The organism is Streptomyces mangrovisoli (assembly GCF_000974985.2).
GTDB classification, from domain to species: Bacteria; Actinomycetota; Actinomycetes; order Streptomycetales; family Streptomycetaceae; genus Streptomyces; species Streptomyces mangrovisoli.
On record NZ_LAVA02000104.1, the window covers coordinates 1 to 23071 of the forward strand.

Here is a 23071-nt window from a genome sequence, read left to right on the forward strand (position 1 = left end):
ACGACCGATCACGCCATAAGAAACGACCTCTTAGTACTGCAACGGTGCTTGTTCTGATTGCTGGGCAGTTTTCAGGGACTGTGGCCCCGTCGTTTGTAGTGACTGAGGCGGGCTTGGTGTTGGCGTCTGCGGCGCCATGTCGACCAATGCAGGATGTGCTCGACCGGGGTGGGACGGCGGTCGGTGAGCCGGGTGATCAGTCGTCGGATCTCGGCAAGGCTCAGGCGGATGAGCTGGGAGGATCCGTTTCTGCTTTGTCCGTGTCCAGTTGACGGGCCCGCAGCACTGTCAGGCAGGCATGGGCGGCCATGGCGAGAGTCATGTGGCGGTGCCAGCCGGGATAGCGGCGGAGATGGTGTCCCTCGTCGTGGTGTACGGGATCAGCGGCCGGGAGTGCGCGGGCGTCTGCCCGGGGCGCACTTCCACGGGTGCGTGCCACTCCCTGAACAGGAGGCGGGCCATCGAGTAACTCTCCTTGGTGAACGCCCAGTTCAACCACGAGGAGTACGCGATGGCCCTGTCCCAGTCTGACCTGATACGGCTGCTGGAGTCACTACGCTCGACCGACGGAATCGAGCTCGTCCGCGCCGTCGCCGAGCGCATGGTGCAGGAGCTGATCGAGGCCGAGGCGAGTGCCCACATCGGCGCGGAGTGGAACGAGCACACGCCGACGCGGACCAACGTCCGCAACGGGCACCGGGAAAAGGTGCTGACCACGCTGGCCGGCGACCTGGACCTGGAGATCCCCAAGGTGCGCACCGGCAGCTTCTTCCCCAGCCTGCTGGAGCGACGGCGCCGCATCGACCAGGCCCTCTACGCGGTGATCATGGAGGCATACGTGCACGGCGTCTCCACCCGCAGCGTCGATGACCTGGTCAAAGCCCTCGGCGGGGACAGCGGCATCTCGAAGTCGGAGGTCTCGCGGATCTGCGCGGCCCTCGACGAGCCGCTGGCCGCGTTCCGCACCCGCCCGCTGGACCACGTCCGCTTCCCCTACGTCTACCTGGACGCGACCTACTGCAAGGCGCGGGTGAACCACCAGATCGTCTCGCGGGCCGTCGTGGTCGCCACCGGCATCACCGAGGACGGCAACCGCGAGGTCCTGGGCCTGATGGTCGGTGACAGCGAGAGCGAGACGTTCTGGAAGGAGTTCCTGCGCTCGCTGCGAGAGCGCGGCCTGTCCGGGGTCCGCCTGGTCGTCACCGACCAGCACGCCGGACTGGTCGCCGCGGTCCGCAAGGTGATGCTCGGTGCGGCCTGGCAGCGGTGCAGGGTTCATTTGGAGCTGTACGGAATCAAGGTGTGGCTTTCGGCGATGTAGATCGTTGATCTGGCATGGGGATCAAGGAGGGGGTACGGCACCAACTTGCCGTGCGTTTCGACGTGTTGTTGCCGCACTTGAACGAGCGGCAGCGGCGGCTGATGCTGGCAACGGAGGCAGGCCTGCTCGGCCATGGCGGCGTCCGCGCCGTCGCGCGGGTTGCCGGAGCGAGCGAGACCACCGTCCGCAGGGGCCTGCTCGAGCTGGAAGCGGATTGTGCGCCTCTGGGCGGGGGACGTGTCCGCAGACGGGGAGGTGGCCGCAAGCGCCTGACGGAGCGTGATCCGCGCCTGCTGTCCGCGCTCATGGCCCTGGTCGAGCCGGATGAACGAGGTGATCCCATGTCGCCGCTGCGCTGGACCACGAAGTCGCTGCGCAAGCTGGCCGCCGAGCTGACCCGCCAAGGCCACCCCGTCTCTCCGGGCTCCGTGGGCAAGCTCCTGAGGGCGAGCGGATTCAGCCTGCAAGGGACCGCCAAGACTCTGGAAGGCAAGCAACACCCGGACCGAGACGCCCAGTTCCACTACATCAACGAGCACGTCAAAGGATTCCAGGCGGCTGGCGAACCGGTGATCAGCGTCGACTCGAAGAAGAAGGAGATGCTTGGCCGGCTGCCGAACGCCGGGCGAGAGTGGCGGCCCAAAGGCGAGCCGGCCGAGGTTGAGGACCACAGCTTCTTCACTGGCCCCAAGGGCGAGACCGCCATCCCCTACGGCGTCTACGACCTGACAGCCGATGCCGGCTGGGTGAGCGTCGGCGTCGATCACGATACCTCCGCCTTCGCGGTGGCCACGATCCGCCGCTGGTGGCAGGCACGCGGCCGACTCGACTATCCGGCCGCGACGCGACTGCTGGTCACCGCCGACGCGGGCGGCTCGAACAGCTACCGCTACCGGGCTTGGAAAGCGGAACTCGCCGCCCTGGCCGCCGAGACGGGTCTGGCCATCACGGTCTGCCACTTTCCTCCGGGGACATCGAAGTGGAACAAGATCGAGCACCGGTTGTTCTCCCAGATCACGATGAACTGGCGAGGCAGGCCGCTGACCAGCCACGAAGTCGTCGTCAACACGATCGCATCGACCACCACCCGCGCCGGCTTGCGTGTTCACGCCGAGCTGGACCCAGGCGCCTATCCGCTCGGCGTGGCAATCAGCAAGGCACGGATGCAGGCCCTGCCCATCGACCCGCACCTCGTGCGCGGCACCTGGAACTACACCCTGCGCCCGGCACCAACCGACCAGGCAGCCGCACCAGCCGCTTCCGGGACCACGTCACGGGCCGCGGTGCTGGAAATGCTGGACGACCCGCGTCTGACCGGCATGACCGGCGGTGATCTCGACGCCATGGCCGAGAAGCTGGCCACAGCCCAGCGGGCCCAGTGGGAACAGCAACGATACGAAGCGCGCGGTGGACCACGCCGCCAGCGCCCCGCAATACACGGCAAGAAGCCCCTGCTCAACGGGCGCGACCGCATCCTCGTCACCCTTCTTTACCTGCGGCGCGTCTGCTCGCAGCGCGTCCTGCGCGAGATGCTGGAGATCAACGACCGCACCATGAGCCAAGTCGTCACTGACACCCGCCTGCTGCTGCGAGAGCACAAGGTCAGCATCGAGCCGACCGCCCTGCTCTTCAGCACCCCCGACGAGCTACTGGCCTTCCTGCGCACCGGACAGCTGGCATCCCGCAGCCGCGAACCGCTGCCCGAGATCTTGTCCGACCCTGCCTTGACCGGCATGAGCCGCACGGATCTCGCCGTGCTCGTTGACCGCCTCGCGCTGCGACAGGCCGCCCGAGTGGAACGGCGCCGCCACCAACAACGAGGCGGCCCTCGCCAGCCGGGCACCCGCGGCGGTGTCTTCCCCCAGAAGATCGGCGACGCGGAGCGTGTGCTGGCCGCCGTGCTCTTCCACCGCCGGGTCTGCACAGGCGAGGTCTTGGCCGAAATGTTCCAGGTGAGCCGCCGCACCATCGGCAACGCACTTCTCGACGTGCGCCCACTCCTGGAGGAAGACGGACTCCACCTCAAACCAGCCCCAAGGAAGTACCGAACTGTCGGCGCCCTCATGGCTGCCGTTCCCCAACAGGAGGATCCACCAAGTTAATTCCGTACAGCTCCATTTCCTGCGCAACGTCTTCAGCGTGATCGACCGGGTGTCGGCGTACAAGTGAACGTCCCCACCCGCGTACGGATGAAAAGGGACAGATGTTGATGCGGTGAGACCTGCTGCTCGGCACTCTTCTGCCTGGTCGGCGAGAGGTGGCGGAAGGCGGTCGGCAGTGGTCTTGGATCCGCGTCGTTGGTTGGAACTTCGACGTTTTCGAAGCCTGTTGGAATCTGGGGCGATCAGCCTGTCGGAGGTCGCGAGGGAGACCGGGCTGGACCGCAAGACGGTCCGCAAGTATCTGTCAGCGCCGGGGCCGGCGACCCCGCCGCGCCGGTCGCCGAACGGGCGGTCGAAGGCGAGGGTGATCGACGAGTACGCGCCGCTGGTCGACTCGATGCTGCGGGCGGAGATCCTGATGAAGGCCGCGGTGATCCACGGGCGGCTGGTGGCGGAGTACGGGTTCACCGGCAACTACCAGCGCGTCAAGCTCTACGTTCAGGAAGCCCGCCCGAGGGTCGCCGAGGAACTTGGCATCACGCCGAAGGAACTCGCGGGCATGCACCGCCGGTTCGAGGTGATCCCGGGTGCTCAGGCCCAGGTCGACTGGGGCGACGAGGGCAAGATCCTCGCCCACATGGGCATTGCGAAGGTCTACTCGTTCCATATGACGCTGTCGTACTCGCGCGACCCGTTCTGCTGCTTCACCACCAGCCAGGACCTCCAGACGTTCTTCGAGTGCCATCGTCGCGCGTTCACCCACTTCGGCGGCGTCCCGATGACGATTGTCTACGACCGGACGAAGACCGTCGTCCGCCGGCACGTCGCCCCGGGCGATGCGGTCCCGCTGCATCCGGAAGCGGTTGGCTTCGCCGGCCACTATGACTTCGACATCGACGTCCTGGCCGCCTACCGGCCCACCGGCAAAGGTCGTGTCGAACGGCAGGTCCTCATCGTCCGCGACCACGTCCTGTCCGGCCGATCCTTCTCCTCCGTCGAGGAGATGGACGCCGCCTTCACCACCTGGGTCCCGCACCGGCGGGCCCAGGCCCACAGGACCCATCAGCAGATCATCGGAGAGCGGGCGGCCCGTGATCACGTGGCCCTCAAGCCTCTGCCGTCGATCCCGTATCTGGTGGCCGAGCGGCACCTGCGGCCAGTCGGCAAGGACTGCCTGGTCGCCTTCGCCGGCAACCTCTACTCGGTGCCCGCCCGCAAGGTCCGTCCCCGGCAGTTGGTGGAGATCCGGGCCACGAAGTCGCAGATCATGCTCCACTCCACTGTCACCGGCACCGACGGCGAGACGCTGCTGGCCACGCATCCCCGGGCGATCGGCCGCGGGGTCCGAGTCGTCGAAGAGTCCCACTGGGATGGTCTGCCCACGGGCAAGGGACGCCGGACCACCACCGGCGATGTCCTGCCACAGCCCCGTCGTGAGCGCCCTCGGGGCGAGGAGGCAGGGCCTCTGCAGGCCCTGCTGAACAGGGCCGCGGCCACCCGCGTCGAGGTCGGCCGCCGTCCGCTGTCGGTCTATGACGAGCTGACCGGCACCCGCCCCTTCACCACCCACCCGAGCACGAGGGAAACGTCTTGAGCGAGCTGGTCTCCACCCGCATCCGCAACACGGCCGGCAAGCTCGGCCTGCCCCACCTGGCCGAGACGATCAACGAGTACACCCGTCGGGCCGACGAGGGGAAGATGGGCTACCTCGACTTCCTCGACCTGGTCCTATCCGAGGAACTCGCCGTCCGTGACGACCGCCGCTTCCGCCAGGGCCTGCGGCTGTCCCGGCTGCCGCACCACAAGACGCTCGATGAGTACGACTTCTCTTTCCAGCCGGACCTCGACCCGCGCAAGGTCAAGGACCTCGCCACCCTCTCGTTCGTCGACGGCAAGTCAAACGCCGCCTTGCTCGGGCCGCCCGGAGTCGGCAAGACGCACATCGCCGTCGCTCTGGCGGTCGCGGCCTGTCGGGCCGGCTACTCGATCTACTTCACCAGCCTCGACGACATGGTCCGCAACCTCAAAGCCGCCGAGGCCGCCGGTCGCCTGACGAATAAGCTCGGCACCTACCTGCGGCCCAGCGTTCTCGTGGTCGACGAGGTCGGCTACCAGCCCCTCGAACGGGCCGAGGCGAACCTGGTCTTCCAGGTCATCTCCAAACGCTACGAGAAGGGCTCGATCATCCTGACCTCGAACAAGACCTTCAGCGAATGGGGCCAGGTCTTCGGCGACGAGGTCCTCGCCACCGCCATCCTCGACCGCCTCCTCCACCACTGCGAGGTGATCTCCGTCAACGGCCCCAGCTACCGGCTCAAGAACCGCCTCAAGGCCATCGAGCGGGACAACGACGTGGCCTGACCACCCACGTCGCTTCCTGCGACCGAGCGTTTGATCAGTTGTTGATCACCCGCTGAAAGATCTCGGAGAACTCACCGTTCTCGATCAGCCCGGCGATCACGGCGGTCATGTTGTCGACGCCGGGATCCCTGACGATCAGGCCGTCAGAGACCCAGAAGTACCGGCCTCCGAGGGCCTCGTCGGTCCCTGCCCAGAGTTTCATCAGGCGCTCGACTTCCACGACGGTGAACACGGTCGCGGTCCAACGAGATCCATCCTTCAGAGTCACGAAGACATCGACGTTGCAGACCTCGTCCAAGTCCTCGCCGTCACTGGGCAGGAACGACGCCTCGAAGTCCTCCATGCAGACCCGATACCAGGGCTCGTCCCACCCTCGCTCGATCGGTTCAGATGATGTGCTGCGGCTCATCGCGCGAGTGTCCCTGCTCGGGACAGCGATCTCAACCGAGATCCGCTGTCGCTGCCCGCGACCAGATCTGGGGACGTTGATCCGTACTCAACTGGGGAGAAAAGCCCGTACGCCGACACCGGGACTCCGGCGAGATGGTCGCCGCGACGATCCGCACGGTCTTCACCCAGCCCACCGCCGGCCTCGTGCGCGCTCAGCTGGACACCGTCGCCGACATGCTCGGCACCCAGTTCCCCAAGGTCAAAGCGATGCTGTCGGAGGCGAAGGAGGATCTGACCGCGTTCGCGGACTTCCCGCCCAGGCACTGGAAGAAGATCCAGTCCACGAACCCGCTGGAACGGGTGAACCGGGAGATCAAGCGCAGGATCGACGTCGTCCAGGTCTTCCCCAACGACGACGCGCTGATCCGGCTGGTCACCGCCGTGCTCTTCGAGATGCACGACGAATGGATCGCCTTCCCCCGCCGCTACCTCCCCGAAGGCAGCATGGGCGAGATCTACCGCGAACTCCCCGAAAGCGCCCCGGCGCTACCCAATACTCCGAACACGCCCACCAGTTGATCCCCAACACCACGACAAGGGACACGACCGCGGCGGACTTGGTAGTCGTCCAGTCCGCACTCCTGCTTCGCGGTCTGGAAGCACTCCTCGACCGCCCATCGGCTGCCCGCGATGCGGATCAACTCGTCCAGCGTGGTGTCGGCGGGACAGTAGGCGATGTAGTAGGAGATCTCCTCGGGCCTGCTCACGCTGCGACGGGCGATCACCCAGTGCCGGCGGTCCTCGCGATGCCAGGGCCTCACCTCAACGCGGGCCCAGTCATAGATCCGCCGGCCGTGGGCTCCGTCACCGCAGGAACGGCGTTTCCACTTCTGCCGGGGCAGAGCGGGGAACAGATCATGGACGGGGTGGTCGATCGACCAGCGGGTGACCACGGTGTCGTGCCGAGTGGTGGCCATGACATGGAAGACATCGGCCTGCTCCAGCTCGAACCGCCAGCCCTTGCTGAAGCCGTAAGCAGCGTCCGCCGTCACCCAGCCGAACGGGATACGGTCGGCGATGGCCTTGCGGACCATCGCCTTGGCCATCGCCACCTTCGTCTCGAAGGCGACACCGTCGTCGATGCCCGCCCGTCGGCATCGCTCACGGTCATCCGTCCACGACGTGGGCAGATACAACCGCCGGTCGATCAGTGTGCGTCCGCGGCCCGTCGCGTAGGCGAGGAAGACACCGATCTGGGAGTTCTCGGTGCGTCCCGCGGTGCCGGAGTACTGCCGCTGGACCCCGGCCGAACGGACACCCTTCTTCAGGAAGCCGGTGTCATCGACGATGAGCACGGCATCCCCGTCACCGAGGTGTTCCACGACGTAGTCACGTACGTCGTCCAGGACCTCGTCGGCGTCCCACTCGATCCGGTTCAGCAGCCGGTGCATGCGATCGGGACCGCCATGACCGGCCTCCTCCGCCAGTGTCCAGCCGTTCTTCCGCTCCAGCGGCGCGACCAGCCCGCGCATATAGGCCAGCGCCGACTGACGCGGCTCCTCCCGGCTGAACCGGTGCACGAACCGCTCATGCACCGCTTCGAGCTCACCCGCCCACAACCTGACATCAGCAAGGTCCCCACCCATAACCAGACCAACGACCCAGCTGGCCACCAGTCACGGCAAGCACCGTTGCAGTACTAAGCGCTGTCCTGATCTACGGCATGCTGGTTGACCAGCGTCGTTTCCCGGTCACCCGGCGAGGGTGAGGTTGTGGAGGCGGGCGATGCCGAGCATGGCGTGGTGGGCACCGTCGCCTTTCAGGCGGCAGTCGCGGAGGATCTTCCAGGTCTTCATCCGAGCGAAGGCGTGCTCGACCCGGACGCGGACCTTGCGGTGCGAACGGTTGTGTTCCTCTTTCCAGAGCGGGAGCTCGTCCTGCCTGCGTTTGCGGCGGTGCAGGATGAGCAGGCGGGTGCCCCGGTAGCCACCGTCAGCGATGACCGTGGTGCGGCCGACGGTGCCCTTCGCGCCGGACAGCTCCCACGCCTTGCGGTCGTTGCGGTTGCCGGGCAGTGGTCGGCCGACGGTCACGACGAGCCGGGTGTCGGCGTCGGTGACGACCTGGTGATTGGTGGAGTACCGGTCGTTCTTTGACTGCTCGGCGACCTGGTGGTCGCAGGTGGGGACCAGGGTGCCGTCCATGATCAGGACGGTGTCCTTGCGGAATCGCTTGCGTTGCTGGAGGGCGAGCGCGGGGCCGAGGTGGTCGATGATGCGGTCGGCTGCAGACTTGGACACCCTGAACAGCGGCGCCAGTTGGTGCAGGGTCAGGTTGGTCCGCCAGTACGCGGCAACCAGCAGCACCCGGTCCTCCAGCGGAAGGCTCCACGGCCGGCCCCTGCACACCGGATCTGCGCCCTCGCGCCGCAGCGCGGTGGTGAGCTTGCCAAACTGCCGTGGGCTCAGTCCGCAACGGGGTTATCCAGGACGGCTCCGACGCCGTGATCACACCGGTCGTTCCGTGATCATTCCACTGCTTCGGGTCCTCCCTGCTCGAACGCGATGCGGCAGCGTTCGACCTGTTCGGCCACCTGCTCCATGAACCAGCGCATGATCTCGTAGGGGATGACGTGCTCGTCGTGGCTGTGGATGTGGACGGTCGGCTCCAGGTCCGGATCCTCGTCGGGTATCACGGCCACCAGGAAGGCAGCTCCAGGCATGTGTGTCTCTGCGTTGGGAATCTCAGCCCACGCGGCCGGCGCCGGGACAGCCTCGCTCAGCTCCACACACCAGGCATCGTCCGGCAAGGCGTAGTGGAACTGGAGGGCGTAGTGACGGCCTGCATGAACGCGCAGCTCTGACATGTCCGCAGGCTGCCACAGCTGCTGTGTCAGAGTCTCGCGAGTATCCCGTTCAGCATCCGGTGCACGGCCCAGCCAGCGTTTGCGGGACATCCCTTAGCCAGGCCACGGGTCGTTGTTGATCCAGCTCAGGCCGCCGAGGTCGAGGTGTCGGCGGGCGCGGGTGACGGCGACGTAGGCGAGGCGGGCGTCGGTGTCGCTGACAGGTTTGGGGACGGGGCGTCCCTGCATGTCGGTCTGGTCGGTGCTTTTGGGCGGCGGGAAGTCGTCGCCGATGCGGACGGTGGGCCATTCGCGGCCCTTGGCGCTGTGTGCGGTGGTGACGATGACATCAGCGCTCGCTTCGTCGGTGAGCTGGCGGACAGCGGTGAGGATCGTGTCGGTGCCGTGCGTATCGACGAGGTCGACAAAGGGCTGGAGGTCGCGTCCGGCGGGGTCGTAGGCGGCGTATTCCTGCAGTTCGCCCCAGGAAGGGAAGAGAACGAGTTCGGGGTGCGTGGCGCGGCGACCGCTCTGGAGATCGCGGGCTGCGAGGGCGAGTTGGGTCAGCTGGTGCCCGCCGCGAGTGAGGGCGACGCGCCAGCCTGCGGCGAGCAGTCGCAGGACTTCGGCCATGGCGCCGATGTTGGTCCGGCACAGCACCGCATCGGGCCGGGCGAGGGCACCGACCTCGGTGGCGAGGCCGCGGCTGCCGGTCAGGCGGATGGGCGCATCGGCGAGGGCGAGCCACCGGTTGGCCTCTGCGGCGATGCAGGGGCCGAAGCGGAAGGAGCAGGTCAGAGCGAGAGGGGTGGCGTCGAAGCCGGTCATCACGTCCCGGGCGCCGCGCCAGCCGTAGATGGCCTGGGCGGAGTCGCCGACCATGACGAGTTGGGCGTGGTCGCGCTGGGCGGCGAAGACCTCCTCGAGGACGGGGTTGGTGTCCTGCGCCTCGTCGAGGAAGAGGAAGTCGGCCTCGATCCTGGGCCCGGTCAGGGCCCACATCTTCAGGTAGTGGTCGTGTTCGAAACGGACCGCACCGCGATCGGGGTACTGCAGGTCGCCCCAGGCCTTGGACGCGAACGGCAGCACCGTCTGGGCGAGTTGCTTCTGTGCGCCCGGGCCGTCCAGGCCGCGCACGCCGGGCACGTGGTGGTCGGCCAGGTCGCGGTCGGCGGAATGGCAGTAGCGGGTCACGGTGCGCAGCACGGTGTGGGAGAGCAGCCGGGGACTGATCTCGTGCGGGCCGATGCGGACGGGCCGGGTGATGCCGAGGGCCTGGCCGGTCCGCCAAGCTGGCTCGCGGGGGCTGTTGAGCCGGCTCGCGTAGCGGTGGCCGAGCGCGGCGTAGGCGGTGGCGTGGGCGGTCCGGCACACCACGGTGCGCGGGAAACGACCAGCGGCATCCCGGGCGATGTCCTTGTTGAAGGCCAGGTAGCGGCCGCGCCGACGGGTACCGGCGGCCAGCAGCTCGAGCGTGCTGGTCTTCCCGGTACCGGCCCCGGCCTGCAGGACCAGGTGCTGACCGTCCTGGAACACCTCGGCGGCGTGGGCCTGCTCGTCGGTGGGTGTCTGCACGAAGACTCCGAAAGAGAAGAAGGCACAGGGAGCGACGCAACACCGGGCGCGTCCGTGCGGGAGGCGGCCGGGCAGGTGCGCCTGCGCGGGGAGGGAGCGGTCAGGGTGTCTGCGCAGCGCTGCGTCCCAGACAGCGGGCGGCCATGCAGACGAGGATTTCTTCGGGGGAGTGTCGGGTGAGCAGAGAGTCGAGGTTCTCCTGCAGGTGCCGGGCCCGCTCGTCCTCCACGCGGGCCAGCGCCGCCAGGACGCGCCGGCGAAGCACCTCTGCGACGGAAAAGCCGCTGGCGGCCGCGGCCATGGACAGGACCTGCTCGGCGTCCGGGCCGAGGTCGACATCGAGCAGCAACAGCCCCTGACTGTCGGGGTAGTGCGTGTGCAGCACATCGACCGGCAGCCGCCCCTCCAGCCGTCGCCGCAGCCCCCGCAGGGCGGCAGCGGCGCTGCGCGCGGGCTGCACCGCCATCAGCCGGGTGCGGTCCGAGCTCGCGGCCAAGGGAACGCCGCGCCCCAGCCGCCGTAGTTCGTCGAGGGCGACCGGCCGGGTCAGGACGATCTCGACCGCGTGGCACGACCTCACGGGCGTACCGCCCTGCGTGCGCGGACGGCAGGCCCGGGACGCCTGGCATGATCGGGCAGACGGGTACGGACGTGCTCGTGATGACGCAGCAGATCGAAGAGCTCCCAGTCGGCCACCACCAGATCGGCGGCCGCAGGTGTGACGACGTGCTGAGGGCAGCGCTGGGCGCGCCAGCGCAGCTGCTCGGCGTACGGTGCGCGGCCCGGGTCGCAGACGGCCATCGCCTCGGCGGGCAGCGCCAGTTGGCCGCCCGCCCCGGTGGCGGCCATCAGCTTCCACGCACCTGCCGGGGTATCCGAGATGAGGACCGGGCTGGTACAGCGGCTGCGGCGCCGGGCCTGTGCGATGCAGCGGATCTCCTCCACCAACCGGGATGCGAGGTAGCGCACGTACAGCCGTTGCACGACGGGCCGATGTGGACGGCAGCCCCGGGCGCCCTCTGCCTCGAGGGCCTGGCTCTTCGGCGAGTCCGGGGGAGGAGTGAAGGCCCCGGCATCGATCAGGCGGCGCGTGCGCACCGCCAGCGACCTGCGCAGTCCCGCCAGAGCCCGGGGCGCCCCGGCGGCTGCGCGGGAGGGCCGGACGACGGCGTGCGGCAGGCGGCACCAGCTGCTGCTGCCACCGGCCGGAAACGCAACACTGGAGCTGACGTGCCAGCGGCACGGGCCGGGCACGTGGGCGGCGGACACTTCGCCGGGATGGAGGCGGACAGGGCGCCGGTGCGGGCCGGCGCCGCAGGGGTACCACTCGATCAGGCTGCCGCATTCAGAGCACCGGTCGCGCTGGGCGCAGCGCAGCGGGCGGCTGCTGCCATCGACGGAGACCTGCAGGAGACGGCGCGCGGTGAGCGGGCTGCCGTCCCAGTGCCGGGCCGGGGAAGGGGGTGTGGAGCGCATGCGGGCGAACCTGCCAGCCGACACGCCCGATCCGCGCCGGCGCCGCCGGACGATCGCCCGGCCGGCCGCATCCGATGAGACGGACGTACGAGCGTGCGGCCGCGTGTTCGGTGGCCCTCACCGGTTCGGGTGGTCTGCCGCAGCTGTGCGGCCCGAGGTCAGTCGTCGGCTGCGCCGGGCAGGTCGTGCCCGTGGCACAGCGTGCTGAACAGCTCGTCCAGAGGCGTGCCCAGGGCGTGGGCGAGCGCGTGCCAGGTCTTCAGGGTGCCGACGGTCCGGCCCTGCTCGATCTCGATGAGAGTGCGCCTGGCCAGGCCGCTGCGGGCCGCGAGCTCGTCGTACGTCCATCCGTGCGCGGCCCGCAGGCGCGCCAGCTCCAGACGCAGCGCGTTGAGGTCCGGATCGGGCGGCAAGATCGTCACCCGTCCATCCGACGGTGCAGACCCATGCCCTGTCAGTGCAGACCTCTGCCCTATTTCCGCAGGTCGCACCCACCGCCGTAAGGGCAGAGGTCTGCACTAAGGTGGCCGCCGCCCCGCACCCCCGCGAGAAGACCGGCGCGCACAAGCAGGAGGACCACGCGCCCATGAGGCTGCGCACAGCATGCCCAGCACCACCCCGCACCTGGACCGTCGAACTGCGCCCGTACCCTGACGGCCTCGCCCTGGTCTGCCGTCAATGTCCCCACAGCTACCGCCGGATCGCCCCGGTCTCCGCCCGCTCGGCCGCCCTCGCCCACCTCGCACGGCACGCCCGCGGCGACCTCCGACCGCCTCACCTGCGCATCTGCCAGTGCCGCGAACGCGGCTGCCGCTGGCACCCCCGCCACCGCGGCTGCAACGGCCCCATCCGCCTCCTCCTCGCCAGCGAACACGGCGGACGGATCTGGAGACTCGCCGACACCTGCACCGCCTGCGCCGCAGCAACAGCCCAGGCGGCCCTCGTCCCCGACACCGCCCTCGTCCCGTCACCGCCCACCGCCACGCCCCGCCGACGGCGACGGCCCAAAGGGCCTGACGAAAAGACGCGCGTCCGCGACATGCTCAGCTACCTGGCCGCCACCCTCCCCGACAACAACCCACCCTCGGCGCGCCTGCTCGCCCTGCAATGCGCGCTGCGCGCGGACGCTACCCTGCACGTCCGCCTGCCCCGAGGCGTACTGCGCAGCCTCCGCCTCGACGCCCCAGAACCCTGGTGCGACCTGGAGCGGGCGAACTGGCTCCACATCGCGGCCCCGCGCACCACCCGCGAGATCACCGCCCGACTCCTCGACACCGCCCTGCTCGGCCAGGCTCCGGCACGCCCGGACCGGCGCCGGGCCGCGGACTGGGCCATGCGTGTAGGCCGCTCGCCCCGGACCGAAGGAAACGGCCCGCTAGAGCAACTGGCCGCCACATACCTCGCGGCGTACGCCGACCCATCCGGCGAGGGGCGGAAGGAACACGACCAGATGGCGAGAGCCATCGGCCTTTCGACGGCGCAACTCATGTTGTTGTTGGATCAGTTGCGAGCGTCCGGGCTGCTTACGGCGTGGTGGAGCTGCCCGGACTCCGAAGACTTGTACTGGATGCTCCGCTCGGCCGACGGCCCCCAAGCGGCGGGAGAGGCGCAGGGATCTCGAACGAGCTGATGCCTCGGTCGCGGCAGCCACCGCACGTTGTCGGGGGCCAGAGTCCGCATCGCCGCACTGGTCGCTGAAGCTGCTGTGAGCGGCTACGGCGGGCGACGTCCGTGCCACCCAAGAAGACCTGCAGGCACGGCCGGAGGTGCGGGACCGGGCTGCGCCTGTATGACGTCCCGAGGGACTGCAGGCGTCCCGCCTGCACCCGTTCGGCCTGGACAGTTCATCGGCAGTCCGGGTAGCCGCGGAAGGCCCTACGTCTGATGGCGCAGGGCCTCGAGTTCCGCGCGCAGCGCAGCGTTCTCCGCTGCCAGTTCGGCTCTGCTGCGCCGGTCAACGCGCGGCTTGTGCGGCGAGCGGCCCGGTCTCTGCTGGCGCTCCTTCGGCGGTGGATCCGAGAGCGAGCCCAAGGGCTCGAAGGCGACGATCACGGACGGGTCGAGACCGCACTGCGAGCACGCCTCGTTGTTGCACATGCCTTCGTCGGGTCGCGGAGCTGTCCGGGGGCGGGCGGCCTCGACGATGTGTCCGCAGTACAGGCGCAGCCGCCACCGCTGGTATTCCCGAGCGGGAGACGGAGATCCCAGGAGCCCCCGCATCTGCTCCCAACGCTCTTCCGACCAGGGAGGCGCCTTGGCGAGATGGCGTTGAACCCACTCATGGGCTTCCACGGCCTCTTCTTGCCGGCGGTGGTCCGCCTTGGTCAGCTGGTAGTCCGCCAAGGGCACGCCCTGGCGCAGGTATTCGACTTCCACGCCGGTGAGGGTAGGCAGCGCGTCATCACCCTGGGATGAGCCTGCGGATGTTCACCCTTTCGTGCCTGCTGGACGACAGCGAGCCGGCGGACCGGCCCCGTCCGGTCCGTGCGGGTCGCGGCGGGTGGTGTCCATCCCGGCCTGGTCGCGCCGGCTCGATGTTCACGAAACACCCGGTCGGCATCCACGTGCCCCGAACGGCTCCCCGGCGGCGGCAGCCGACACACAACAGGGCACAGGACAGGACGCGTTGCAGCTTCAGCGGCCGGCCGCGCGCCCCTCGAGCCCGATGAAGATCCGTCTCCCGGGCGGGATGCCGGCCGCAAGGAGGAGTGCCGCTCCTTCGGCGCTTCTGCCGTGGTCGCCGCCCGTCTGTGGTGTTCGCTCGGCCCGACGGACAGTCCATTTGCATGTGCATGGCGAACAAGTTGTGCGCCGGTGGTGGGGGAGGGGCGCGAAAGGATACCTGATGCGGCGGCCCGCGCCGCCCTGTTGCCTGCCGAGTGGAACACCCCCGTCAGTGGCTGTGATTGCGCCCCGATGACCCGAACTCGACGCCCAGCAGCGCGATATGAACCGATGGCGGCGACTTCATGAATCGAAGCGACCGGTTCCGACCGATTCTGTGGCGGCGATGAATGGGCTGCAATTGCATTCGGAGCGCGTCGTGCGTGGCCGCCGTCGCATTCGTCTTTCCGGAGACGCGAGATTTGCTTTATGAACTGAACCTGATGGCGGAAGGTCACCTTCAGCCGCTAGCGTCCTTGAACACGAGAAGACCCCGGGTGGGCAGCTAACCAACTCCGGGGTCCCTCATAGGTGTTGACCGACCAGCAAGAGAAACAGAGGCCTCTCAGTGATCCGTCTCCTTTCCCGTTCCGGCTCGATTAAGAAGCCGGAATCGGGCTACGACGCTAACATTCCGCACGGTCAAGGCGCCCAAACCCGCCGACTGAGTGCCTGGGCTGGCACGCTGCAGCTCAGCGCGTTCCTCGCCCTGCTTGTGCTGCCTCTCATCCTCATCACGGGGGCCCGGCAGGCCCCCGAAGCCGCTGCGGCACTCGCCGCGTCCTGTGCCGCTGCGCGCCGATCTCACATCCGTCACCTGCGAGTTCGCATCCACTGAGGGCACTTCGGCGGCCGGCTCGCCCAGTTCGGCAGCCGGCCGCCACGGTGCAGAGCACGACCACCCGGAGCCGGATCCGGCTCTGTGACGTCACCACGGAGCGATGAAGGTCTGCGGGTGGCCCGGAGAGAAACGCCCCTCGTGCCTCCCTGGAGGAAGCAATGCCGCTCAGCGGCCCTCAGTACGGCAAGTGCCGCCGCTGCCGACGGCGTTTCGAACGCTCCGGCAAGCCAGGACGACGGCAGGAATACTGCACCCCGCAGTGCCGTCGCCAAGCACAGCGTGAACGCAGCCATGTCGCAGCCCCCGCCACGGTGAACCCGCTGCCGCTGGCCCGCAACATCGCCGAATCCGTACAGGCACTGGCGCAGACGCTGCTGGCGTCCGACTACGGCGAGCAGGATCTCGAGTCGCTGCTGCGCCAGGCCGGCGAGCTGACGCGGGAGGTGGAGTACTACATATGCGCGGCGGTCCAGGACGCGCGCCGCAAGGGGACCAGCTGGGAAGAGGTCGCGGCTGCCGCTTCCGTCAGCGCCGCCACAGCCCGTTCCCGCTGGGCGGAGAGGAAGGTACGGCGCCGGTTCGAAAGGCGCGCGGCCGAGCAGCTGGAGCTGCGCCAGCGTGATCCGGTCACTCTGCCCGTCCCGCCGCGCACGGACGGCAAGAGCCGGGTGCAGCCCAGCGACCGCTCCGCCAGCAAGCTTGCCGCGGCGCTGTCCCACCTGCACCGCAACAGCGGTCTCACCATCCGGCAGGTGGCCGCGGCGACCGACCTGTCGCCGTCCTACGTGTCGCGGATCATGTCCGGTGAAAGGCTGCCGAACTGGTCCGCGGTGGCGATGCTCGCCGACCTCTTCCGGGGCGACCCGGACGAACTCACCGTCCTGTGGGAGAACGCCCACGGCATGACCCCGCCGGCCCGACAGCCGCTGCCCGACGCGGCCGCCCGCCTCAACGCCGCACTGCGCGGCCTGTACCTGGCAGCCGCGGCGCCCTCGCCCGCACGCATCCACGACGCCAGCGGCTGCACGCTCACCGTGCGCATGATCAAGGACATCCTCGAGGGACGCACCGTCCCGGACTGGAAGACCACCGCAACCTTCATCCAGGCCGTCGGCGGCACACCGACGGACATCCGCCCCCTGTGGGAGGCCGTGCACTACGCCTTTCTCGTCTTCCTCGACCCGGGCGACGGCGACACCCCGCTGCCACCGCCCTTCAATGCAGGCGGCGGCCGCATGGTGCACCAGGACCAGGACCAGGACCAGAACCGGAACGAGCAGCCATGAGAGGGATCCGCCCCGGATCCGGCAGCACCGTGACGCCGCCCAGGCCGTCCCTGCGGAACATGCCCCCGTCCCCACCGCAGCCCCGATGCGCAGCAGTACTCCAGCACGGTCCGTGCGGCCTGGAGGTCACCCTGCCCGCGGACTACATCGCTTTCTGCATGCACTACCAGGACCGCTACCTGCGCTACACCCGTGCCCGCGTCGCCGATGCGGCCTTAAGCCGCAGACTCGTCGAAGCCGCGCTGGGCAGCGTGGCCACCAACTGGACCGGAATCCTGGCCAGTCACTGCCCCGTGGCGGAAGCCTGGGACATTCTCGGCTCGGTCATCGCGCAGGCCGTGCGCACCCGCGCCGTCGCCGGCCGCTGCACCAACCTCTACCGGAGCCTTCCGCCGCTGCAGGCCGACGTCGTCGTCCTGCGCCACCGCCTGTGCCTCAGCGACGAGCAGGCCGCCGACCTCCTAGGGGTGGAGGAGTCCGTCATCACCAGCCAGCTGCGCATGGCCCACCGCACCATCCTGCGGCGCCAGCAGGACTCCCAGGCCCCCGAGGGCGCAGCCACCTGACCGTCTCACCGTCGTCGACGGCCCCTGTGGCAGAGGCAACTTCCCACCCTAGCGCTCCCGTCCACGTCCCGGCCGGACAATGGCCCATGGCGGCAGCCGCTCCCTACGATGGACAGCACACAGTCCGCGTGCCGTGTTGACACGGCGGTGAGGGGCCGGATGGATCACAGGCGTCGAACTCCGCTCTCGCCCACCCCGGCCTCCATACGGCCGGGTGCCGCCCGCACGCACAGTCGTGACCGAGGCGCCGAAGGCAGATGCACGGCCACCAGGCACACGTGCCGCAGACGTCCCGGACACACCTTCGGCTTGGGGAGGTCGACCGCCCAGGGCTGCCGATTACCTTCCTCCTTCCGCACGCAGGCGTCGGTACCCGCTGCACAGCCGTGTCCCGGCATCGAGGGCGGGCTGCTCACGCAGGATGACCGGCACGAGGCCGGCCGACGCCGTGCACCCCGGGTCCGCGGGCAAGCCGGCATGGGCACCGCTCTTTTGTGCGCTGGCTCAGCCGGCTGCCGGGGCCTACTCGTCCCGGGCCCGGCAGGGGCAGCCGGTCGCCGGCCGGCCGCGCAGGCGTCGTTGGGGTTCTGCGATCCCCAGAGGGCCGCCGGGCGATCTGTCCTCGTCCTGTCAGGCGTACCGCTCAGCGGCTGCCTGGATCCGCCGCAGGGATGCCTCGGGGCACTCCGCCGCATTCGTGAGCCTGTCCAGGATGCTGCGGTACTGCTCGGCATCTTCCTGCTTGTCCAGGTAGACGGCGTCCGCCACATGCTCCAGATACACGATCTCGGGCAGCTCCGGCGGGTCGAAGCGCAGGAGGGTGATCGGGAAGCCGCCGGTGACGCACGCCTGCGCATTAAAGGGAATGACCTGCACCCGGATGCCCGGGCGCTGGGCCATCTGCACCAGATGACGCATCTGGTCCGCCATCACCTCCCCCCGGGCGACCTGCCGGTGGAGCACGGCCTCCTCCAGCACCACCCACAACTGCGGGGGATCGGGGTAGTCCAGGAGCTCCTGTCGTGCCAGACGCAGTTCGGCCCGCCGGCTCGCCAGCACCTTGTCGTCTTCGAGATCGCTGCCCTCGCCGACGGCCCGCGCGTACTCCGGAGTCTGCAAAAGCCCCGGCACCAGCAGCACCTCGTAGCTGCGGATGACGGACGCCGCCTCCTGAAGGCCGATGAACTTGCCGAACCACTTGGGGAGCACGTCCTCGAAACAGTGCCACCAGCCCGCCTCGTTGGACCGCCGCACCAGTGCCACGAACTCCTCGCGTTCCTGCGGACCGGCGCCGTACAGATGCAGAAGATCGGCGACGTCCCGCTCCTTGAGCGGAACCTCACCGCGTTCCAGCCTGCTGATCTTGGAGTCGGAACAGCGCAGGGCATCACTCGCCGTTATGGGGCTGTATGACGAGGTCAGCCGCATCCGGCGCAGCCGTGAGGCCAAAATCAGGCGAAGCGCCGTGGGATTGTGCCGCGGAGAGTTGAGGCACCGTTCCAGCCTGGGCAACCGATTCTGCTCGGCAGCGAACATGCGGGCTCCTGCAGGGGACCGTCAAAACGAAGGCCAGCCTCTCACCGCGGAGCTCGCAATGTCCCCTAAGTCATGCATGTTCCAAGGGAGATCAGCTCACCAGGGCGTCGAACTCGCCTTCCCGGGCCCCGTCCAGGAACGCGATCATCTCGGCCCGTGTGTAGATCAGCGCCGGGCCGTCCGGCTCCCTCGAGTTGCGGACGGCCACACTCCTGTCCGGCAGGACAGCGAGTTCCACACAGTTGCCCTCGATCGCACTGCGCCTGCTCTTGATCCAGGTGACGTTCTGGAGCGTGTTCGCGGAAACCCCGTTGACGGTCTGCTGCATTGCCGCCTTCTTTCGCTAACGCGTCCGAATTCCGATGTTACTGACGGGCTGTCGGAAGTCACTGTGGATGACTGGCATCCCCCTTCCTCGTGTGGATGCAATTTCAGAAGCAATTGCATCCACGGGTGCGGAGCGACAATACTGGTTTGGGCAGGACATTCTTATAGCCGCCGGAGCAGGTGGCTGCGGGGGGATGAGCAGTGCCGACACATGCCACGACTACAGCGTGTCACGCCAAGAATGTTGACGATGCATCCGATTCGGCCGAACCGGCAGCCTCAGCAGGAACGATGACCGACCTCTTCGGCGACGGCGACTGGGGACTCCTGCTGGGCATCAGCGCAGCCGAGTTCAGCGCCCACCGCTTCAGCGCAGACTCGACCGGTCTCCACCACGCCCGGTTATTCGCCCGGAATGTTCTGAAAGAATGGGGACTTTCCCACTGCGCAGACGACGCAGTCATCGTCGTGGGCGAACTGATCGCCAACGCCGCCACCCACGCTCTCGAACACGAACCCCGTGGCGACAGCGCCCCCACGGCATGGCTGGGGCTCGTCCGCAGACCGCACGCCGTCATATGCGCCGTGGCGGATCCGAACCCTTGCGCCCCGGAGCCACAACAGCCAAGCCACCTCAGCGAGTCGGGCCGAGGACTGCGCATCGTCGAAGCCATCAGCTCCTCCTGGGGCTGCTCAGCCCCTCAGAGTTCCGGAAAGATGGTCTGGGCGCGCGTCGTCGCAGCAACCGACCTCTGACGGACACCGACAAATGCGCTGCGAAAATCCATTGGCTCGCATCAGCATCCCGCCGCCCGACCGTGATCTCACCGGCGCCGGCCGCTTCGCAAGTCCACTCCGAGCACGAAGAACGGACATGCGAGGCGCAAAGCTTTCCCGGGCCTTCCTCGAAGGCGCGCCGATCCCCGCTGCCGTGTGCGCCTTTGCGCCGTATCCCCATGAGACACCACCCATGAGGCATGGGGGAGCATCTGCTCAGTCACCGCCGCCTGTGAAGGATCGTCATGCGTTCAGTCCGCCTTGCTGTACCCCCCGTCCTGCTCGCCTGCATGCTGCTTGCGGGCTGCAAGTCCGTCCCGCTGGGCACCTCGGCGTCGTCCCAGAGCAGCAGCCCGGCAGCTGGAGCCCCGGGCACGGCCGCCTCATCCGTCTCCGGAGAGGCGATCGCGGTGGGGGCCGGCCCGCAGAAGCACTACACAGTGCAGAAGCAGCCTGCCGCGGGCTCGTGCCACTACCGCTACGAGCACGGCGAACCGTTGGAGGACCCGGCATGCACGCCGGGCGCGATCTCCCCGGCCGTGACCCAGGCGAACCTGAAGTCGACGATCTGCCGCAAGGGCGGCTACACCTCTGGCGTGCGCCCCTCCACCTACGTCACCGGCAAGGAGAAGAAGCTCAACGCCGCCTCCTACAACTTCACCGGCAACATGGGGGACGCCGAGTACGACCACCTGATCAGCCTGCAGCTCGGCGGCGACCCCAACGACTACCGCAACCTGTGGGTGGAACCCGCAGACCCAGGCCACAAGAAGGGATCCGGGGTGAACAACCTCAAGGACCCAGTCGAGACCAAGCTGCACACCGCAGTCTGCGCCGGCAAGGTGTCGCTCACAGCCGCGCAGCAGGCCATCGTCACCGACTGGACCACCGCACTCAGCAGCCTCGGCCTGTCCTGACTGCACAGTGAGACGGCGAACGGGCGCCCGCCGGCTCGGCTGAGGCATGAGGCTGCGCACGCTTCGCGAGGGAGCGCACAGCCCGTACCGCGGGAGATCCCTGGTAGCCCTTCCGCGTCGAACACACCAAGGCCGAGACCGGGCGTGGCTGGCAGACGTCCGGCGCTCTGCAAGCTGGAGTGTCGCCACGGTCGGCCGCGCCCCGTCCCGTACTGTCCCCTGGTGGTGAAGACCCTCAGGTTGGCCGTGGCCCAGAGCGCCGTGCCCGAAGACCCCACCGATCCACGGAACCTGCGGACCAGCGGGGCGCAGATCCGGGCTCTGATGCGCGAAGCGAGCCGGGCAGGCGCCCGGCTGGTGCAGTTCCCGGAAGGCGCGATCACCTATCCCGGCAAGTACGTGATGTCCTCGGCAGGCCCCAGCACCCTTGCTGAAGCGGACTGGGCCCGTATGCCCTGGGGCGTCTTGGAGGAAGAGAAGGAGTCGATCGCGGCACTCGCCGGCGACCTCGGACTGTGGGTGGCCTTCGGTGCGCCGAACCCCCTTGGCGCGGCGCTGAGGCCTCACAACAGCGTCCACGTGGTCCGCGACACCGGGGAGTTCGCTCTCCGCTACGACAAGCGGATGCTGTCCCACACCGAAGCCTCGTTCATGTACACCCCCGGAACCGCCCCCGGCGTCTTCGTGATCGACGGCATCCGCTTCGGCATCGCCGTGTGCATCGAGGCCCACTTCCCGGAACTGTTCGCCGAGTACGAGCGCCTGGACGTCGACTGCGTCCTGTTGCCGGTGATGGTCGACGACGCCATGCGAGCCGTCATCGCCCAGGCGTACGCGGCCCTGTACGGCTACTGGATCGGCTATGCGGTGCCCGCCCAGTACAGTGCCACGGTCCCTTCGGGAATCGTGGCGCCCGGAGGCCGGTGGCTGGCCCGCTGCCCGGGCGACAACCGTCCAGCCTTGGCCGTCACCGACATCGACCTCGACGCGTCCGACTCGGACATCCACGTCTCACTCCGCTACGCCCGCCCCTGGCGGCGTGCAGCACGAACAGAACTCGCCGGACGGAACCCGGCCTTCGGCGGTGCCCACGACTGCGCGAAGACCGTGCTGTGACTCCGGCCGGCGGGGTACCGGTTTCGAGTCGCCACCGGCATCCGGAGCGGCGCGGGGAACTTGTCGCGTTCAAGGGGGGCGTGCAGTGTCACTCCCGGGAGTGAATCGGGCGCAATTCAGGAACCTGGTGACGGTGCGAGGACTCCACACAGGCATGTAACGGGTTTTGTTCTTGTCGGACACCGGGCGAAAGATTTCCGGTTATCGGTGCCGCATTTTTTGGGCGCGCGCCTGCCGGGAGCCCAATGGCTATAGATTGTGTTTCCCGGCCGTGCGCGGCTGTCCCACAGGGCCGATGACGGGACGGCGCGCGGACGGGCAAGGGCGGCCGACGGATCGTCGCAGGCTGTCCCCAGTGCGCCTGCATCATGCCCGTGACCAGCGGCTGAGAAGCTGTTCGGTGCAAGGGGAATGCCCGCGCTGCGCTTCATGTCGGTGTGTATGAGTCAGGAGTTCCAGGTGCCAGATCGTTCCGCGGCATCGGGCGTGCCTGAGTCCGGTTCCGGAACGCCGGATTTCCCACGGCAGACCGGAGCCCGCCCCGATGGGAGACGAGGTCCGGGGCGGCAGGGGAGGGGACGCACCTCTCCTGCAAGTGATGCAAATATCTACGTCCAGAGAACACATACGGCGAACGACCGTTCAGATACGCCGCCTGAAAGCTTTCTGGATTTTCTGGACCGCTTTTCGGAGCGGCTCTTCGCGAAGAACGACAAGCCGTGGTCTGCCGTGCTCCAGCTCGCGTTCCTCGTCACGCTGCCGGCGGCGCTGCTGATCGCAGGCGTGATGGTGGCTCATTTTGTGGGCATCCCCGGCTGGGCGATCGCCACGGGGACGACGGCGACATCACTCGGCGGAGCCGGGGCGGTGACTGCGAGCCGCCGCCGCAGCGCCCGCGGCCTCGGTGCGAAGCAGCGGCAGGGACGGCGTCGAGGCGGTCACCGTGCTAGCTAGGGTCGGAAATCGCGCCG

19 protein-coding genes and 6 pseudogenes are annotated in these 23071 nt (G+C 68.5%); 12 read left to right on the forward strand and 13 right to left on the reverse strand.

Annotation, left to right across the window (positions count from 1 at the left end; translation table 11 throughout):
* Positions 1–220 precede the first annotated feature (220 nt).
* Positions 221–352, reverse strand: a pseudogene (locus WN71_RS41240) (IS701 family transposase); the annotation flags it as partial.
* A gap of 159 nt (positions 353–511) precedes the next feature.
* Here WN71_RS41240 and WN71_RS34110 point away from each other — a divergent pair.
* From WN71_RS34110 to istB, 4 genes and pseudogenes are all read left to right on the forward strand, one after another.
* A pseudogene (locus tag WN71_RS34110) lies at positions 512–1279 on the forward strand (IS256 family transposase); the annotation flags it as partial.
* Between the two features lie 56 nt (positions 1280–1335).
* On the forward strand, positions 1336–3423 hold the full coding sequence (locus WN71_RS34115) for an ISAzo13 family transposase (protein WP_046584030.1): 2088 nt from the start codon (positions 1336–1338) through the stop codon (positions 3421–3423).
* 175 nt (positions 3424–3598) lie between these two features.
* Positions 3599–5017, forward strand: coding sequence for an IS21 family transposase (gene istA / locus WN71_RS34120; protein WP_046584029.1), 1419 nt, complete (start codon positions 3599–3601; stop codon positions 5015–5017).
* On the forward strand, positions 5014–5784 hold the full coding sequence (gene istB / locus WN71_RS34125) for an IS21-like element helper ATPase IstB (RefSeq protein WP_046584028.1): 771 nt from the start codon (positions 5014–5016) through the stop codon (positions 5782–5784). The genes istA and istB overlap by 4 nt, the downstream gene beginning before the upstream one ends.
* Positions 5785–5818: 34 nt before the next feature.
* Here istB and WN71_RS42080 read toward each other — a convergent pair whose 3' ends face one another.
* Positions 5819–6193 (reverse strand): hypothetical protein, encoded by a 375-nt coding sequence (locus WN71_RS42080; protein ID WP_046584027.1) that lies wholly within the window; start codon positions 6191–6193, stop codon positions 5819–5821.
* Between the two features lie 119 nt (positions 6194–6312).
* On the opposite strand from WN71_RS42080, the pseudogene WN71_RS34135 reads away from it, so the two are divergent.
* Positions 6313–6753, forward strand: a pseudogene (locus WN71_RS34135) (IS256 family transposase); the annotation flags it as partial.
* Between the two features lie 29 nt (positions 6754–6782).
* Here WN71_RS34135 and WN71_RS34140 read toward each other — a convergent pair.
* The 8 genes and pseudogenes from WN71_RS34140 to WN71_RS34170 form a co-directional block, all read right to left on the reverse strand.
* Positions 6783–7820: pseudogene (locus WN71_RS34140) on the reverse strand (IS701 family transposase); the annotation flags it as partial.
* 105 nt (positions 7821–7925) lie between these two features.
* Positions 7926–8685 (reverse strand): annotated as a pseudogene (locus tag WN71_RS34145) (transposase).
* A 16-nt stretch (positions 8686–8701) separates the two neighbouring features.
* Entirely contained in the window at positions 8702–9040 is a 339-nt protein-coding gene (locus WN71_RS34150; RefSeq protein ID WP_046584026.1) for a hypothetical protein, read from the reverse strand.
* Positions 9041–9133: 93 nt separating this feature from the next.
* The gene (locus tag WN71_RS34155; protein WP_046584025.1) at positions 9134–10594 is read right to left on the reverse strand and encodes a UvrD-helicase domain-containing protein; all 1461 of its coding nucleotides are present in this window, start codon (positions 10592–10594) and stop codon (positions 9134–9136) included.
* A gap of 100 nt (positions 10595–10694) precedes the next feature.
* Positions 10695–11174 (reverse strand): hypothetical protein, encoded by a 480-nt coding sequence (locus WN71_RS34160; RefSeq protein WP_046584024.1) that lies wholly within the window; start codon positions 11172–11174, stop codon positions 10695–10697.
* Positions 11171–11578 carry a hypothetical protein gene (locus tag WN71_RS43025; RefSeq protein ID WP_240529868.1) on the reverse strand — a complete coding sequence of 136 codons (408 nt, stop codon included), beginning with the start codon at positions 11576–11578 and terminating at the stop codon, positions 11171–11173. Before WN71_RS43025 ends, WN71_RS34160 begins: the two co-directional genes overlap by 4 nt.
* A gap of 102 nt (positions 11579–11680) precedes the next feature.
* Positions 11681–12070 (reverse strand): annotated as a pseudogene (locus WN71_RS43030) (DUF6083 domain-containing protein); the annotation flags it as partial.
* 158 nt (positions 12071–12228) lie between these two features.
* Positions 12229–12492 (reverse strand): helix-turn-helix transcriptional regulator, encoded by a 264-nt coding sequence (locus WN71_RS34170; RefSeq protein ID WP_046584023.1) that lies wholly within the window; start codon positions 12490–12492, stop codon positions 12229–12231.
* 617 nt (positions 12493–13109) lie between these two features.
* On the opposite strand from WN71_RS34170, the gene WN71_RS43035 reads away from it, so the two are divergent.
* Positions 13110–13700 (forward strand): hypothetical protein, encoded by a 591-nt coding sequence (locus tag WN71_RS43035; RefSeq protein ID WP_046584021.1) that lies wholly within the window; start codon positions 13110–13112, stop codon positions 13698–13700.
* A gap of 245 nt (positions 13701–13945) precedes the next feature.
* On the opposite strand, the gene WN71_RS41615 is transcribed toward WN71_RS43035, so the two are convergent.
* The gene (locus WN71_RS41615) at positions 13946–14446 is read right to left on the reverse strand and encodes a hypothetical protein (RefSeq protein ID WP_143074913.1); all 501 of its coding nucleotides are present in this window, start codon (positions 14444–14446) and stop codon (positions 13946–13948) included.
* 1440 nt (positions 14447–15886) lie between these two features.
* Between WN71_RS41615 and WN71_RS34185 the strand changes: the two genes are divergently transcribed.
* Together WN71_RS34185 and WN71_RS34190 are read left to right on the forward strand one after the other, a co-directional pair.
* A complete protein-coding gene (locus WN71_RS34185; RefSeq protein WP_046584019.1) occupies positions 15887–16861 on the forward strand; it encodes a helix-turn-helix domain-containing protein in 975 nt (324 codons plus the stop codon).
* A gap of 158 nt (positions 16862–17019) precedes the next feature.
* A complete protein-coding gene (locus tag WN71_RS34190; protein ID WP_046584018.1) occupies positions 17020–17427 on the forward strand; it encodes a hypothetical protein in 408 nt (135 codons plus the stop codon).
* Between the two features lie 630 nt (positions 17428–18057).
* On the opposite strand, the gene WN71_RS34195 is transcribed toward WN71_RS34190, so the two are convergent.
* Both WN71_RS34195 and WN71_RS34200 read right to left on the reverse strand, forming a co-directional pair.
* Positions 18058–18963, reverse strand: a complete 906-nt coding sequence (locus tag WN71_RS34195; RefSeq protein ID WP_046584017.1) for a helix-turn-helix domain-containing protein — start codon at positions 18961–18963, stop codon at positions 18058–18060.
* A 91-nt stretch (positions 18964–19054) separates the two neighbouring features.
* Entirely contained in the window at positions 19055–19291 is a 237-nt protein-coding gene (locus WN71_RS34200; protein WP_046584016.1) for a DUF397 domain-containing protein, read from the reverse strand.
* A gap of 290 nt (positions 19292–19581) precedes the next feature.
* Between WN71_RS34200 and WN71_RS34205 the strand changes: the two genes are divergently transcribed.
* From WN71_RS34205 to WN71_RS41620, 4 genes are all read left to right on the forward strand, one after another.
* The gene (locus WN71_RS34205; protein WP_046584015.1) at positions 19582–20046 is read left to right on the forward strand and encodes an ATP-binding protein; all 465 of its coding nucleotides are present in this window, start codon (positions 19582–19584) and stop codon (positions 20044–20046) included.
* 266 nt (positions 20047–20312) lie between these two features.
* Positions 20313–20984, forward strand: coding sequence for a hypothetical protein (locus WN71_RS34210; protein WP_046584014.1), 672 nt, complete (start codon positions 20313–20315; stop codon positions 20982–20984).
* Between the two features lie 222 nt (positions 20985–21206).
* Positions 21207–22100, forward strand: a complete 894-nt coding sequence (locus tag WN71_RS34215) for a carbon-nitrogen hydrolase family protein (RefSeq protein WP_240529866.1) — start codon at positions 21207–21209, stop codon at positions 22098–22100.
* A gap of 411 nt (positions 22101–22511) precedes the next feature.
* Positions 22512–23054, forward strand: coding sequence for a hypothetical protein (locus tag WN71_RS41620; protein WP_143074914.1), 543 nt, complete (start codon positions 22512–22514; stop codon positions 23052–23054).
* The last annotated feature ends 17 nt before the right edge of the window (positions 23055–23071 follow it).

Bases quoted from the DNA above. Each gene is read 5' to 3' on its own strand.
- WN71_RS34210 (WP_046584014.1), top strand. From the start codon at position 20,313: ATGCGTTCAGTCCGCCTTGCTGTACCCCCCGTCCTGCTCGCCTGCATG.
- WN71_RS34205 (WP_046584015.1), top strand. From the start codon at position 19,582: ATGACCGACCTCTTCGGCGACGGCGACTGGGGACTCCTGCTGGGCATC.
- WN71_RS34200 (WP_046584016.1), bottom strand. From the start codon at position 19,291: ATGCAGCAGACCGTCAACGGGGTTTCCGCGAACACGCTCCAGAACGTC.
- WN71_RS43035 (WP_046584021.1), top strand. From the start codon at position 13,110: ATGCTCAGCTACCTGGCCGCCACCCTCCCCGACAACAACCCACCCTCG.
- WN71_RS34195 (WP_046584017.1), bottom strand. From the start codon at position 18,963: ATGTTCGCTGCCGAGCAGAATCGGTTGCCCAGGCTGGAACGGTGCCTC.
- WN71_RS34115 (WP_046584030.1), top strand. From the start codon at position 1,336: ATGGGGATCAAGGAGGGGGTACGGCACCAACTTGCCGTGCGTTTCGAC.
- WN71_RS34150 (WP_046584026.1), bottom strand. From the start codon at position 9,040: ATGTCAGAGCTGCGCGTTCATGCAGGCCGTCACTACGCCCTCCAGTTC.
- WN71_RS42080 (WP_046584027.1), bottom strand. From the start codon at position 6,193: ATGAGCCGCAGCACATCATCTGAACCGATCGAGCGAGGGTGGGACGAG.
- WN71_RS34190 (WP_046584018.1), top strand. From the start codon at position 17,020: ATGCACTACCAGGACCGCTACCTGCGCTACACCCGTGCCCGCGTCGCC.
- WN71_RS41620 (WP_143074914.1), top strand. From the start codon at position 22,512: ATGCCCGCGCTGCGCTTCATGTCGGTGTGTATGAGTCAGGAGTTCCAG.